This window comes from Secundilactobacillus mixtipabuli, assembly GCF_002217925.1.
GTDB classification, from domain to species: Bacteria; Bacillota; Bacilli; order Lactobacillales; family Lactobacillaceae; genus Secundilactobacillus; species Secundilactobacillus mixtipabuli.
This window is the reverse complement of sequence record NZ_BCMF01000003.1, coordinates 226,308-240,509: the sequence shown is the minus strand read 5'-3', so window position 1 is coordinate 240,509 and position 14,202 is coordinate 226,308. Positions and strand designations below refer to the sequence as shown.

Genomic DNA, 14,202 nt, shown 5'->3' with positions numbered 1-14,202 from the left:
TCACTTTCACTGCTGGCTTTGTATATATTTTGAATTTTATTTCAAAATATACAGATGTAATCCCTTACAAAATTATTTTAAAAAATTGTTCCTTTGCATATTATGCACTAATCACGACGCAAAAAAGCGCTGAAAATAGCCATTTCTAGCTGTTTTCAGCGCTTTTCAATCAAGACTTATTTTTCTAAGTAAGCCCGGGTATAATCATTTTCACCAACGGGATGGTACTCAACTCCCTTAAGTTTAGGGTTAACCAAATGACTTTCAACCATCGAATAGAGCGGAACAACTGGCATGTTCTCATTTAATCGACTTTGAGCTGTTCTCATATCTTTCCAGTATGCCGATTCGTTAGCAGCGTTAGCCGTTGTTGCATCCTTCATCGCCGCGTTAAACTGGGCATCTTCATAGTGACCGTAGTTTTGCGGGTTATTCTTAGTCAGGATTGAGAAGAAGTTTTCAGGATCCCCGAAGTCTGCCAGCCACAAAGTTTCATCAAAATCAAAGGCGCCATTGGCTTCCTTGTCGTTACGTGATTTAGACGGCAAGTTTTCCGTGCTGATCTTAACGTTGCCCAAGTTCTGTTTCAAAGTTCCCTGAACAAATTCAGCGACATTTTTATCAGAAGTATCATCAAGACTAACAAGCGTTAAATTAACGGTCCCCTTTAAATGAGCTTCCTTCAAACCTTGTTGCCAAAGTGACTTAGCCTTAGCAACGTTATAGGTTTCCTTTGGCGTCATCTCAGTTGCGAAATCTTTACCAGTAGTTGGATCAGTTGCCAATCCTCGTGCAACGTAGGTGTAAGCCGGTTTTGAGCCATCCGCCAAAACATCCTTTGTTAAGTGGTTCCGATCAACTGCTAACGAGACTGCCTGACGCAGCTTTTGATTATTGAGCGCTTTACCGTTCTTGTTATTTAACCGCAGGTAGTAAGTACCGGCTTTTTCAACGTGCCGCAAATCTTTATCTTTTTGCATACCTTGAGCTGTCACGCCAGTAATCGTGGCATCGTCAAGCTGTCCTTTAGCAAATAAGTTGTGCGCCGTATTGGCATCCTTCACAACTTGCATATCGATTTCCTTTAGATGAACCGCCTTTTGATCGTAGTAGTGCGGATTGCGTAGCAGTTTCCAGTTATCGTTCGTCCCGGTCCAGCCGCTGACCTTGAATGGCCCATCGGAAACGACGCGATCAGAATTGGTCCCATACTTGCTGCCATATTTCTGTACCACTTTAGTATCTTGTGGGAAGAAGGCCGGCAAAATCATCATCTTACTGAAGTAAGGCATTGGATGTTCCAAGTTAACCTGCAATGTATGGGCATTTACCGCTTTTGCACCCAACTGAGTGGGTGATAATTTGCCATTACTGATTTGATCTGCATTTTGGATTCCTGAGAAAATGTAGTTGTAGCCAGACTTCGACTTATCAGAAACTGACCTTTGCCAAGACTTAACAAAGTCCTGGGCAGTCACGTCATCACCATTGCTCCACTTAGCGTTTGGCCGTAGATGGAAGGTGTACGTCTTACCGCCGTTAGTTGGCTTAACGACCGACTCCGCGATTCCTGGGGCAACTTGATTATTGCTGTCCTGCCGATACAATCCCTCAAAACTGTTTTCCAGCACATTCCACATGGGTAAATCCGCAAAGTTTGAATTATCCAATGACACTAAATCGGTTGTTTGCATGAGTGAAATTTTATCGGTGCTGTTAGTTGAACCACTCTCGCCAGATTTACCATTGGCACTCGCACAGGCTGCTAAAACCACTGATAACGATAACGCTAAACCGCCTAGTAAAACCTTATTTTTCTTCATATGTATGTCCCCCTACTGCTTGTTTTAATTTAAATCTATGTGATGACACATCATCTAAAAATTCGCCTAGTGTGTGGAAAAAGGCCTTGGGATTATCGGTGCTGTGACAATGACCGCCATCTGGCGTGTAGACTAACCGCGAATTAGGCATTTCGCGGTGCATCCGTTCAGCTGCGTCCAGCGGCATCGTGTCGTGGTCGCCAAAGGTAAGTAGCGTCGGTGTTTTAATCTTATGTGTGTCTGCCCGGCGATCCCATTCGGTCAACTTACCCACCATCACGAACTCATTGTCACCTTGGAAATAGTTGTAAACCGGTGTTGCCATGGTTGATACGTTATGTTGGAACCCGTTTTCAGGGTGTCTCATGGCAAAGTGACGGTTTAGCACGTCCACCAGTTCACGGTATTTTGGATCGTCAAAGCGTTGTTCCGCTTCAACCTCCTTCATGTAGCGTACATCTCGCTTCGATAAGGTTTCTTCCCGCTCGCGATTGACGTTGTCTATGTATTCATCAAGATTATCGATCATACTCATAATGACCAATCCCTGAAGATGTTCCGGATAATGCAGGGCGTATTCCTGTGCTAACAAGCCGCCCCATGAATGGCCCAATAAGTAAAAGTGATCTAAGCCAAGCTTTTTTCTGACCTCCTCTAATTCCGACAAATAATAATCAATCGTCAGGTATTTACGATTCTCAGGCAAGGTATAATCCGGCTGATCCGAATAAAACGATCCCAGCTGATCATACATTGACACCCGGACGTGATGATCCTTTAAGTGTTCCGCAAAATTCTCAAACTCCTCGTGTGTCCCACCTGGCCCGCCATGCACGCACAGCAAGTTGACATCCCCCTGGCCAACCGTGCGGGTAAACAAGTGGAAGCCATTATCCAACGTTACGATTCGACTCCCTTGATGCATCTCACTCACCTCAAAAATATGGATTAGTTAAAAACAATAAAAACGCCCTACAGAGAACAAGTCTCTATAGGGCGTTTCCGCTGTACCACCTATTATCGTTCAACGTTCACACGCTGAACCTCAAGTCTACGGCTAACAATAGCGATAGACTGGCGCTTTAATGGGCGTCTCCCCAGCCTAGACTCAGTTTTAACTTGGCCCCGGCCGCTCGAAGATGATAGTCATAGCCACACTCACGTCTCCATTCCACCCACCGGAGGCTCTCTGTTTGATCACGGTTACGATAATTCTTGTCATCGCGTTTATGATTTAATTTGCGTTAATTGCTTTCAACGATTTCCAATTTAGGGTTCTTTGCCATAAATGTCAAATCTTTTTTTAATTTTATCTTAATCTGGAATGATGAAATCCCTTGTCACATCAGCAACAAACCAACAGCAAAATTTTTTAATTTCGCTTCACGTACCCCATCCTGTGGCCGTACCAGATTTGGTAAAACCGATCATCCGTCTGACGGGCACGTAACTGACCCGCTGCTTCAGTACTCTGCAGGCCTGCCAGCTCGTCAGAAATGACGTATTGCTCACCCGGTTTCAGTTCGCCGATTGGCCGGGCAGCCGGCTGAGTCATTCCATACAGCGGCACCGGTTCCGTACCAACCGTGTAGATTGGCCGCTGTACGCCAGCAGCGTCTTGTTGATTCAGCCAAGCACGGTGGCCACTAAAATTAATGGCTACCCAGTTGCTTACTTTGGCAACACACACAAAGGTCTGACCATAACTGGCACGATAGGTGAATGGCTTATCCTGATGACCAATAACCGCGCTGTTAGCAGTTGGCTCTTGGTATAAATTAACGTATCGGGCTGTTACTCGAAGCCCCTGGCCAACCACAATCGGCAAAGCCAATTCTGGCGTTACCCCTAATTTTGCAAATAAGGCTGCCCAGTCAAAATACCAGCCCGGATCCTGGTGCATCCGGCCTTCAGCTTCTGGCGTTGGTGCGACCACATTATCATGGCCGAGGATATGCGCTCGGTCTAGCGGAATCTGGAAGCAATCTGACCACTCCAAAATCTGATCAGCAAGCGTAGCCATCATGGGATCAGAAAAGCTTGTCGCCTCAGCCACGTAAGCTTCCTGTTCAATGCCTAACGACCGGCAATTAATATCCCAATTACCGGCATGCCAAGCCACGTTTTGTGGCTCAACCATTGTGACTCGGTGACCATCTTGTTGCCGAATCACCACGTGGGCGCTGACCTGATGAGGACTTTGAAAGCGGGTAATCGTCTCTGTGTAATTTAACTCCGTAGCATGAATCACGATGTAACGTAGCCTAACATCACGTGGACGGTTGGCAAGCGTATAATTCTGTGGTAAAGCTGGTTTAAAGTCAGGCATCTTGATCGGTCAACAGAATGGTTGCCACTAAGGTTGGTGCCACCATTCTGACAACGTAGATGGTCAGTGTATTTGCATTTGGATGGGCTTGTTTGATTTCAGCCAAATTCAGTTTAATTCGGCCTTCATCATCAACATCTGCATAGTCAAAATGCTGTTGCGCCGTCGTTTCAAACTGACCACCATCATCCAAGGTGTAGGCAATGGTAGTTGCTTTTGAATCCACTGGATCTGTCTGGTGGATCATTTGCGGTGTCAGCGAAATCGTTTCACCAGCGACTCTTAACGTGAAGGCTGTCTGTTCGTCACTGGCCGTCAACTCAGCTGATTCCCGGTTAGGCTGCATCAACCGTTCATAACCGCGGTAATTAGCACCGATGATATAAGCAATGCGAGAATGCCAGGCCTCACTAAACTGGTCTAATCGGTATAGTCGCTTTGCATCAGCATCACTGTCTGCATATGAATCATTAACAGCAACGTAATCAATCCCGTTTAACTTTGTAAATCCCGTCACCAGCAGTAAGTGGCCAGTCGTGTCACCAGTCGCATTTTCAACGTAAGGTAATTCACCATTATCAGGATTATTCGTATACTGAACGCTAACGCCAACGGGATAACCGGCCGCAATTTGCCGACGCAAGCCGTCAATATTGGTATAAGCCGTGTAAGACCGGTAACCCATACTCCCGGCAGCAGCGGTACTGAATGACCAGTTGCCAAAACCGTTATAGGTCGTATCCAAGTTGTGCAGTGCTAATTCTTCAGGCAAAATATCCGCATTTTGCCGGTTAATAGCCATCGAAACCGTTGTTGGACTGCAGATACCAGGTGCCAGTTTAGGATCACGAATCTCCTGTGAATAAGCGGGCGTGGCAACGACCTTATCAACCGTTACTTCGTGTGAATCCACCATTAAGTCTTGATGGAGTGGTTTAACACTGGCAGCCACTAATTTTAAAACCGGTGTCTGCTGCGGGTTATCCGTATACAAGTGAACGCGCAATTGCGCTTTGTCACCCACGCCGGCTTTAACCGTTAAGGTATCCGTATCAATTCCAGCCAGCGAATCCTGCCGATCATGTTTGACACTGCCGCTTAAGGCCTTCGTCGACCATTTGCCCCAACTGTGCCAAGCAGACCATCGGCCAGCCTGATTTATCCGTGCTTCGACTTGAACAGCTGTGCCATCGGGCGTCAATGCGTTCCATGACGCCACCAGCTGTTTAAATTGCGGTAGCTCAAAGGCGGGCGTTGTCAGACTCCCCTCACTCACATATTCATCTTCATTTTGTTCAAGGACTAACGCCGCTGGATCAGCAGCAGCCAGCGTTAAATGATCCGTAAATTCACCGAGATCCACGGCAGAAAAATCGTCAAAAATCTTAGTGTTGGCTTTTTTGGCTGGTGCGTGAACAGTTTGATCTTGTTTATAGTAAAGGGTTAGTAAACCTGCAGCTAACCCAATCGTTGTTCCAAAAAGAAATTTTGATAGTTTCACAGTTTTATCCCCGCTTCATTGATTATTTAGTTTATTTGCTTGATTTCTGAATGTGTACAAAGTATACCATATTGACCAATAGGTGGTGATTAATCGGATATCAAGATTGTTGTGTCAAATTTAACTTGGCTTAATCATGAGAGTCAAGTGGCTTTCAGAGAATTCCTTTAATCTTTTTCACATTTTTGTGTTGACAACCTCAAAATCTGGGTGTAGATTAATGGCAATCATTAAATTCAGATGAAAGGCGTTGACGAGAAACATTTACTCCATGTCGGATATAGAGAGTTGCCGGTCGGTGAAAGGCAATGACGAATGGACGCGATGATCATCTCCGAGCTGTGTGCCGAATCGGCTAGGCCGTAGTAGAACACAATGGGTGCACCCATTATCGTGCCAAACGTATCGCAGCAATGCCGTACGTGAGAGGTAATTTCAGTAATGAGATTATAAACTAAGGTGGTACCACGTGAAAGCGTCCTTAATCGCAACCAGATTGCGATCAAGGACGCTTTTTCGTTTCCTGAATTTAAAAAACAGACATTTAAGGTGGTGAGGACAATTGGAAGTTGGCATTAAGAGCTCAGATGATAGCGACATTCAGATTCAACACATAATTTCTTTTTTAAGCGCGAATGAAGTGCAATTTCTCATTGAACCCACCAATTTAGGGCGGGTCACACATAAGTATTAATAGATTTCTCAACACATATCGTACCAAATGAAGTTCACATAGTTCCACAACATATCGTGTCAGCATATAGCATCATCACATATTGTATCAGCACATAGTTTTAACTTATATCACATATCAAACATAATTTTGGAGGTCTCGCCCATGAGTGAACAATTATTAAGCAAACAAACTTTATCAGAAAAAGAAGCTAAGTTAGCACAGGATCTATACCACGCCTACACAACTCGTCAGCCACTGAAAGAAGCTGATTACGCAGGTTACGCTGAAAGCGAAGACGCAGCCTACCGTGTTCAGCGTCAGTTAACTGAAGACAAAAAGGAAGCTGTTGGCGGCTACAAAGTTTCGCTAACCAGCAAGCAGACCCAAGACATGTTCGACTCAGACAGCCCACTATATGGCGCTCAAGTTAAGAGTCACTTTGTTAAATCACCTCATACGGTCAATGCAAACGACGTGATGGATCCATTGGCCGAAGTTGAAATGATGTTTACGGCCAAAGAGGATTTGTCAGCTAATGATTCACTTGAAGACCTTTTCCATAAAACAACCGTTGCCCCTGCCGTTGAAGTTCCCGATTCACGGTTCAGTGACTGGTTCCCAAGTCTATCCAAGTACATGGTAATGGCGGACGCCGCTGTTGGCGGTTACGTTGTCTTCGGTGAAGAAAACGATGCCGACAAACTATTCGATAAACCAGAAGATCTCGCTAACGTGACGTGTGAATTATTCCATGATGGCAAGAAGCTCAAAGACGGCCAAGCTTCAGAAGTTCTTGGCAACCCACTCAACTCATTGCAGTGGCTAGTTAAGAAGCTTGACGAACAAGGCATGCCACTAAGAGCTGGCCAACGGGTTTCAAGCGGTACGTTCCTACTCCCAGAATCACTGACTAAGGGTGACTGGAAAGCGACGTTTGACAAGGGAATGGGCGCCGTTCTACTACACGTTGATCGGTAAAAAATCCAAAAAAGCTACTATACTATAGTGTTATTGAGAACAATTAGTTTGTTGCAAAAAGTACGGTGTCCCTACTAGTCACGGTGATGGCTGAGGGCACCGTCTTTTTTTGTGCCATTCTGCGTTGAATAGCATACTCAGCAACAGACTAGCTCGTTCATCCTATCTAGATTAAACGTGTGCTACTCGGCACGCCCCTGCCCTATAAGATAAAGAAACGGTGCCCCAGGAAAACCATCTGGGACACCATTTCTTTATCTTACACTCTCTTTAAAACAAGCCCAACTTACCGATCCGCTCACACGCTTCAGTGAACTTAGGTTCATCGATCAGTAGGCCAACACGAACGTAGCCTTCACCGCTCTTACCAAAACCAGTACCGGGTGCTACCGCTACAGCCGCCTTGTCCAAGAGTAAGTCAGCAAATTCTTCACTGGTGTAACCCTTTGGAACTGGCATCCACGCATAAAAAGCACCGCCTGATGGATAAGGTTCCCAGCCAATTTTACGAGCAGCAGCGTAAAAATCATCACGCCGCTTTTGGTACAGTGCCACTAACGATTTAACGGAAGACTGGTCACTGTCCAGCGCAGCGACTGCCGCATCCTGAATAGCTGGAAATAGCGAGACAAACAGATGGTCTTGAATCAGATTAATAGCTTCAATCATATCTTCGTTACCAACGGCAAAGCCAACCCGCCAGCCAGCCATGTTATACGACTTAGAGAGGGTATAAGTTTCGATCCCCACCTCTTTTGCTCCCGGCGTCTGCAGGAAGCTGACAGGCCGTTTACCGTCAAAACCAATCGCACCATACGCAAAGTCTTGAACCACACCGATATGATGTTCTTTAGCAAACTGAACTGTTTTTTCATAGAATTCTGGTGTTGCAACAGCACCAGTTGGGTTATTGGGATAGTTAAGGTACATGAGTTTGGCCTGTTCTACAACCTTAGGGTCCAGCTGCTGATAATCAGGTAAATACTGCTTATCTGCGGATAATGACATCAGTTCAAGCTTCACCTGGGCCAAAGCAACACCTGAAAGGTAGTCCGGATAACCTGGGTCAGGCAGCAACATCGTGTCGCCAGGGTTTAATAACGCAAATGGCAATTCAACCAAACCGATTTTAGAGCCCCCGAGAATGGCAACTTCTTTCTCAGGATCAAGATCGACACCGTATTCACGTTTGTAGAAATCAGCGGCAGCTTGCTTTAACCGTGGCATCCCGCGAAACAGCGAATACTTATGATCAGCTGGATTAGCGGTTGCTTCCTGCATGGCCTTCACAATAAATTCGGGTGTCGGCTGATCTGGGTTACCTTGCCCCAGATTGATCACGTCAGCACCGGACGCCGCTTTTGCGTTGACCTTCGCAACTAAATTGGCAAAAAACTGTTTAGGTAAATGTTGCAATACTTTTGATTCTTCAAACTTCAAACCGATTTCCTCCTCGTCAAACAATATGTATCGTTTATTTTTGGGCCGTAAAAGTCCTATTAAAATTCAATTAAAGCACAATTAAGATATGGTTGCAAACAGGTCTTATCGAGCTCTCTTTGACACGCACATTTTGTAATCACACCATTCAAATGTTATTTCTTATTACATAGATTACGAATGAATCAAGACAATATTAAAAATAAATAAGGATAATTTGAGAAAAAATTAGAAAACGTTTCCATTTACATCCTAGCATTCAATTTGAATGAGCATCTATTAATGCATATTAATAGAAATTAGGCATATTAATACTGATGTTGATTAATCAACAAGCACTATTGTAATAGTGCTTAATTGTTTAAAAATAAGTTGATGCCTAACTTAAATAATGAATTATTTTCCGGAATAAATTGATTTATTTTTCAAAAACACCTTAACATTTTATTATTTTACTGTTATGCTGTTCTCATAATCATATGTTAGATTTTATTACATAACAATAGGAGGACTAGTATGAGACGACCCTGGATAAAGATTTTAAGTAGTTTGATTGCTTTACTAGCACTATTTACGGCTTTACAATTAACGGCTGCTCCCGCAAAAGCCACCACCACTTACCAGATTGCGACAGATTCCACCTTTCCACCATTTGAATTTGCCAACAGCCAAAACAAATATGTGGGTATTGATATTGATCTGCTACACGCTATTGCTAAGGATCAAGGATTTAAAGTAAACATTAAACCAACTAGTTTCAACGCTGCTACGCAAGGTGTTCAATCCGGCCAAATGGATGGTGTCATCGCTGGGATGTCGATCACTAAAGAACGTGAAGCCACTTTCGATTTTTCAAAGGCGTACTTCATGTCAGGCGTGGTAATGGCAGCCAAACCAAACGGCAAGATTACCAAGCTTAGTCAGTTACGCGGCAAACGTGTAGCGGTTAAAACGGGAACATCTGGTGCTCAATACGCGCAAAGTATCCACAAGAAATACGGCTTTAAGATTGTCACCTTTGATGAATCAAATGATATGTATCAAGACGTTCTCACCGGCAATTCTGCAGCCTGTTTCGAAGACTCGCCCGTTATGAAATACGCAATCCGGCAAGGCACTAAATTAAAAATTTATACCAAGCCTGCGTTAAGCGGTCCTTATGGTTTCGCCGTTAAAAAAGGACATAACCAAAAGTTGCTGCGCATGTTTAACAATGGTTTAGCTGACTTGAAAGCTAACGGTGAATACGCACGTATTACCAAACACTATCTGGGTGCCAAAGGGAGTTCAGATACCACTTCCGACCGGACATTCTTAGGCTTACTAAAGCAAAATAAGGGTGCTTTGTTAAACGGTTTTGAAGAAACCATTTGGCTGACCATTGTTGCCATTTTCTTCGCCACCCTGTTTGGGGTCATCGTAGGTTTAATGGGTGTTGTACCAAGCAAGTTCTTTAACGGTGTCTCTACGACACTGATCTACATTTTCCGTGGCTTGCCGCTATTGGTACTGGCACTGTTCATTTATACCGGTATTCCAAGCTTAACCGGGCAAAAAATCCCCGCCTTCATCGCCGGTATCGTGACGTTAACCTTCAACGAAGGAGCTTACATCGCAGCCTTCGTTAAAGGTGGTATCCACGCCGTTGATGATGGTCAAATGGAAGCAGCTCGAAGTTTAGGCTTGCCATTTGGAAAAGCCATGCGCCGCGTTATCTTACCTCAGGGGATTCGGATCATGATTCCTTCATTTATCAACCAATTCATCATTACCTTGAAAGATACCTCAATCCTATCGATTATTGGCATTATTGAATTAACTCAAACGGGTAAGATTATCATCGCCCGTAACCTTGAAGGGTTCAAAGTTTGGACAATTGTTGCCATTATTTACCTCATTGTCATTACCCTATTAACATGGCTATCTAATTGGGTTCAAAGGAGAGTGCGGCTATGAACACAAAAATCAAAGTAAAAGTCAGTCACTTGATCAAAACGTTTGGTGACAATCAAGTTTTAAAGGGCATCAATCTGGAAGTGCATGATAACGAAGTGGTCGTGGTCATTGGCCCATCTGGTTCGGGAAAAAGTACCTTTCTCAGAAATCTGAACCGTCTCGAAGCACCCACCAGCGGTGCCATCGTCATCGATGATATGGATATTGCCGACCCTAAGACTAATATCAATAAGGTTCGGGAAAACATTGGGATGGTGTTCCAACACTTTAACCTCTTCAGTAACCTATCCGTGAGTGAAAATATCATGTTGGCCCCCGTTGAACTGCAAAAGAAAACCAAGGCAGAAGCCGCTAAACAAGCTAAGGATTTGCTGGCCATGGTCGGTTTGGAATCCAAATACGATGCCACCGTGCAGTCGTTATCAGGTGGTCAGCAGCAACGTGTGGCCATTGCTCGGGCATTAGCCATGAATCCGGATGTCATGTTATTTGACGAGCCAACTTCAGCGCTCGATCCCGAAATGGTCGGCGATGTGCTTGAAGTGATGAAACAGCTGGCCAAACAAGGCATGACCATGATCGTGGTCACTCATGAAATGGGATTCGCGAAAGAAGTTGCTGACCGTGTCGTCTTCGTAGATGACGGTAACATTCAGGAACAAGGCACGCCGGATGAGATCTTTAATCATCCCAAGGATCCTCGATTGCAAAACTTCTTGAATAAAGTATTGAACGTTTAAAGAGTGTGAAAACAAGCGTTTAAAGAGTGGAGAATAAGGGCATAGCTAATGGGAAATCCCGGTTTTGGATTTCTGTTGGCTGTGCCCTTATTTGCAACTCTTTGCTTGTTTGAACACGTTTATAAGCGTACAAAAACAAGGCTGTCAGCCATTCAACTGGTAACCTTGTTTTTTTGCTATTTGAGTCCTATTTATTTTGCCATTTCAGTCATTGCTTCTGGATGATCCAGAATTTCAACGTTAGTATCAATAATACCAGCGGCTGTTTTAAGGGTAATGAGACCAAACTTATTGAGATAAAGTTCGGGTGCTTCATCCACATAGTTATCCGCGTAGCCCTTAATCCGGACATCACCCAGCGGACTAGCAATTGTTTGATCATAAACGGCATCAATACCCTGTTTATTAACAATCAAAAATCGAAAGCTAACATCTAGCGAGCAGACACCCACTTTTGAATAGGCACCCACACCATCGTCAAAATCTAAGACAAGCTGATCGCTGTCGTTCAACAAGTGTTTCTTGAGTCGTTCTTGCACATCTTGACTCATTTGAAGAGTAGTCATACGAGTTCCCCCTTTTTACTATAGATTCATTCTGCCACGAAACAGTTTAAAACACAATTAAATGGCACACAATCTTTTTTCGTTTCTAATACACTTTAAGCTATAATCAAAGAAAACAATCGTGGAGGCTTCGAAATGAAATTTTCCGTCCTTGGCCCAGCTGGTACTTTCGCTGATGCTGCAGCCCAAAAATATCTTGCAACAAATCTAATCGATAATATTGAAATTGATTACCACGATACCTTTGACCAAGTCTACCAGGCCGTCACACCAGATGGCATTGGTTTATTACCCGTCGAAAATCAGCTTGATGGCTTCGTCCTCGCAACCCTGCAACGACTGCAGGTTGCAGACATCACCGAAATCGGTGAAGTGACCGTCCCCGTTAACTTTGGCTTAGCCGGCAAAGTTAACCAGTTAACCGACATCAAACGGATTTTCGTTCAATTTAAAACTGAAGGGCAATGCCAAAAAATACTGTCACAAATTCCCAACGCGCAAATTATCACGACATCCAGCAATATGGTTTCCGTTCAAAAATTACGTGACGGCCAGCAAGGCGACGCCGCAATCATGCCGCAATCGCAAATGGCCCGCCAAAATTTCTCGTTTCAGTTCGCTAATGTCGCGGATCAAACCGATAATAACACCCGTTTTATTATCTTCAAAAAGAAACCGGCTATGCTGGAAATACCAACACAACCGGTTGAAGATAGTACTGCCTCATTCAAATCTGCACTTTTTATCACACCGCCAACTGAAGAAGTTGGCGTGCTTTACCGAATCCTTTCCTATTTTGCGAAAACGCACTTGAACCTAGTCACCATTATGTCCATGCCAACGCGTCAGAAAATTGGGATTTACTCCTTTTATATTGAAATTTTTGGCACGTTAGCTCAAAAACAAGTCTTATTTGAGACGCTTCAGCAGATGGCTGACGTTTATACGATTCATCCGCTTGGTGTCTATGCGCTTTGAGCTGCCTTAGTCTGAGCAGTTTTAGCTTCTTCAGCTTCTTGCGCCTTCTTTTGGTTTGCCCGGTGATATTCGGATAAGTGAACCAAGTTGGTCAAGAAAATATGGGTTTTCGCTTCATGATGATGTTCCCGACCAAGTTCAGCTATGTAGCCATTGATATAATCAACTTCCGTTGGCCGGTCGTGAATCATATCTTGGTATACATGGATGGATAATGCAGCGGCATATCGATCCTGGTATTAATGTCCAGTGCGTGCATTTCTTCATCACGGGTTGACACCAGCGTGATTCCAGCACGTTCGCAAACGTCGTAAGCTTCATCAATCAACTGACGGCCGAGATCATACGCCTTGGGGAAGTTCCCAAACTCACCCATTTGAATTTCAAATAACGTACACAGGGTATTAATAACGGAGTTAAAAATAACCTTGGTCATCAATGTCCCTTTGAAGTTAGTCGTCAGAGTTGGGTTCATGTTGCCTTTTTGAAGTTCATCGAATAGTCGGTGAGTCATCTCATCTGGTTTCTCAGTCAAATTAGCCATGTTCATCTTACCAGCACCGCTCTTACCCATGAAATCAACGTCACCAGGGCCATTAAGAACGGTAGCAATCAGTGCTGTTCCGGCAATGATTTTATCATCCGCAAAGTACTGCTGCAGTTTTTCGATGTGACCCATGCCATTCATACAAGTAAAGGCATATTGCCGGTCATTAAAGAAGTGTTCACAGCGTTTCAGAAAACCGGCGAGCTGCATTTGCTTGGTGAAGAAAATGAGAATATCGGGATCACCTTGATACGTTTCCGGTGTTTCCAGCTTGATAGGAACCAGATGTCGGTCCTGATGATCCCGTGAAACGTAAACGCCACCCTGTTCACGAATTTTATCAATGTGCGGCTGCCACGTATCAATAAACGTGACATCGTTACCAGCCTGCTGTAGCAAAATACCATAACGTAAACCCATCGCGCCTGCACCGATCATTGTAAATTTCATTCGAATCACACTCCATTTTTTTATTTTTTAATGAGAAAAAAAGCGCCCCTGACCAAGTTCATCACTTGATCAAGGGCGCTTGTGCGCTGTACCACCTTAATTCGTGCCATCCTTTGACAGATGGTCACCTCTCACGTACGGTCCCGGGACGATACGCTGATCCAGTAAGGCGGATACACCATGAACACTCAAACTTCGCATTCATTGCTCGAAGGCTA

The 14,202-nt window shown here is 44.2% G+C and carries 10 protein-coding genes, 1 pseudogene and 1 other annotated feature; of the genes and pseudogenes, 4 read left to right on the top strand and 7 right to left on the bottom strand.

Features of this window, described 5'->3' with window-relative positions; genetic code table 11:
- Positions 1 to 176: 176 nt before the first annotated feature.
- The 4 genes from IWT5_RS03780 to IWT5_RS03765 all read right to left on the bottom strand — a co-directional run bounded on the left by IWT5_RS03780 (position 177) and on the right by IWT5_RS03765 (position 5,653).
- On the bottom strand, positions 177 to 1,823 hold the full coding sequence (locus IWT5_RS03780) for a peptide ABC transporter substrate-binding protein (RefSeq protein ID WP_089108609.1): 1,647 nt from the start codon (positions 1,821 to 1,823) through the stop codon (positions 177 to 179).
- Positions 1,810 to 2,748: a proline iminopeptidase-family hydrolase gene (locus IWT5_RS03775; RefSeq protein WP_089108608.1), complete on the bottom strand. Its 939-nt coding sequence runs from the start codon at positions 2,746 to 2,748 to the stop codon at positions 1,810 to 1,812. The genes IWT5_RS03780 and IWT5_RS03775 overlap by 14 nt, the downstream gene beginning before the upstream one ends.
- A 447-nt stretch (positions 2,749 to 3,195) precedes the next feature.
- Positions 3,196 to 4,152, bottom strand: coding sequence for an N-acetylmuramoyl-L-alanine amidase (locus tag IWT5_RS03770; RefSeq protein ID WP_089108607.1), 957 nt, complete (start codon positions 4,150 to 4,152; stop codon positions 3,196 to 3,198).
- Entirely contained in the window at positions 4,145 to 5,653 is a 1,509-nt protein-coding gene (locus IWT5_RS03765) for a C39 family peptidase (RefSeq protein ID WP_225360210.1), read from the bottom strand. The genes IWT5_RS03770 and IWT5_RS03765 overlap by 8 nt, the downstream gene beginning before the upstream one ends.
- 241 nt (positions 5,654 to 5,894) lie before the next feature.
- Positions 5,895 to 6,139, top strand: a binding site (T-box leader).
- Positions 6,140 to 6,491: 352 nt separating this feature from the next.
- Between IWT5_RS03765 and IWT5_RS03760 the strand changes: the two genes are divergently transcribed.
- Entirely contained in the window at positions 6,492 to 7,307 is an 816-nt protein-coding gene (locus IWT5_RS03760) for a 2-keto-4-pentenoate hydratase (protein WP_089108606.1), read from the top strand.
- 270 nt (positions 7,308 to 7,577) lie between these two features.
- On the opposite strand, the gene IWT5_RS03755 is transcribed toward IWT5_RS03760, so the two are convergent.
- Positions 7,578 to 8,747, bottom strand: a complete 1,170-nt coding sequence (locus tag IWT5_RS03755) for a pyridoxal phosphate-dependent aminotransferase (protein WP_089108605.1) — start codon at positions 8,745 to 8,747, stop codon at positions 7,578 to 7,580.
- Positions 8,748 to 9,263: 516 nt separating this feature from the next.
- Between IWT5_RS03755 and IWT5_RS03750 the strand changes: the two genes are divergently transcribed.
- Together IWT5_RS03750 and IWT5_RS03745 are read left to right on the top strand one after the other, a co-directional pair.
- Positions 9,264 to 10,703 carry an amino acid ABC transporter substrate-binding protein/permease gene (locus IWT5_RS03750; RefSeq protein ID WP_089108604.1) on the top strand — a complete coding sequence of 480 codons (1,440 nt, stop codon included), beginning with the start codon at positions 9,264 to 9,266 and terminating at the stop codon, positions 10,701 to 10,703.
- Positions 10,700 to 11,443: an amino acid ABC transporter ATP-binding protein gene (locus IWT5_RS03745; RefSeq protein WP_089108603.1), complete on the top strand. Its 744-nt coding sequence runs from the start codon at positions 10,700 to 10,702 to the stop codon at positions 11,441 to 11,443. The genes IWT5_RS03750 and IWT5_RS03745 overlap by 4 nt, the downstream gene beginning before the upstream one ends.
- A gap of 191 nt (positions 11,444 to 11,634) precedes the next feature.
- Here IWT5_RS03745 and IWT5_RS03740 read toward each other — a convergent pair whose 3' ends face one another.
- The gene (locus IWT5_RS03740) at positions 11,635 to 12,009 is read right to left on the bottom strand and encodes an iron-sulfur cluster biosynthesis family protein (RefSeq protein ID WP_089108602.1); all 375 of its coding nucleotides are present in this window, start codon (positions 12,007 to 12,009) and stop codon (positions 11,635 to 11,637) included.
- Positions 12,010 to 12,144: 135 nt separating this feature from the next.
- Here IWT5_RS03740 and IWT5_RS03735 point away from each other — a divergent pair, with 135 nt between their 5' ends.
- Positions 12,145 to 12,987: a prephenate dehydratase gene (locus IWT5_RS03735; protein ID WP_089108601.1), complete on the top strand. Its 843-nt coding sequence runs from the start codon at positions 12,145 to 12,147 to the stop codon at positions 12,985 to 12,987.
- Here the strand turns inward: IWT5_RS03735 and IWT5_RS03730 are convergent.
- Positions 12,975 to 13,984, bottom strand: a pseudogene (locus IWT5_RS03730) (ketopantoate reductase family protein). The gene IWT5_RS03735 and the pseudogene IWT5_RS03730 overlap by 13 nt on opposite strands.
- Positions 13,985 to 14,202 lie beyond the last annotated feature (218 nt).

Excerpts from the sequence above, each read along its gene's own strand:
- IWT5_RS03770 (WP_089108607.1), bottom strand. The coding sequence starts at position 4,152 with ATGCCTGACTTTAAACCAGCTTTACCACAGAATTATACGCTTGCCAAC.
- IWT5_RS03750 (WP_089108604.1), top strand. The coding sequence starts at position 9,264 with ATGAGACGACCCTGGATAAAGATTTTAAGTAGTTTGATTGCTTTACTA.
- IWT5_RS03740 (WP_089108602.1), bottom strand. The coding sequence starts at position 12,009 with ATGACTACTCTTCAAATGAGTCAAGATGTGCAAGAACGACTCAAGAAA.
- IWT5_RS03775 (WP_089108608.1), bottom strand. The coding sequence starts at position 2,748 with ATGCATCAAGGGAGTCGAATCGTAACGTTGGATAATGGCTTCCACTTG.
- IWT5_RS03760 (WP_089108606.1), top strand. The coding sequence starts at position 6,492 with ATGAGTGAACAATTATTAAGCAAACAAACTTTATCAGAAAAAGAAGCT.
- IWT5_RS03780 (WP_089108609.1), bottom strand. The coding sequence starts at position 1,823 with ATGAAGAAAAATAAGGTTTTACTAGGCGGTTTAGCGTTATCGTTATCA.
- IWT5_RS03745 (WP_089108603.1), top strand. The coding sequence starts at position 10,700 with ATGAACACAAAAATCAAAGTAAAAGTCAGTCACTTGATCAAAACGTTT.
- IWT5_RS03735 (WP_089108601.1), top strand. The coding sequence starts at position 12,145 with ATGAAATTTTCCGTCCTTGGCCCAGCTGGTACTTTCGCTGATGCTGCA.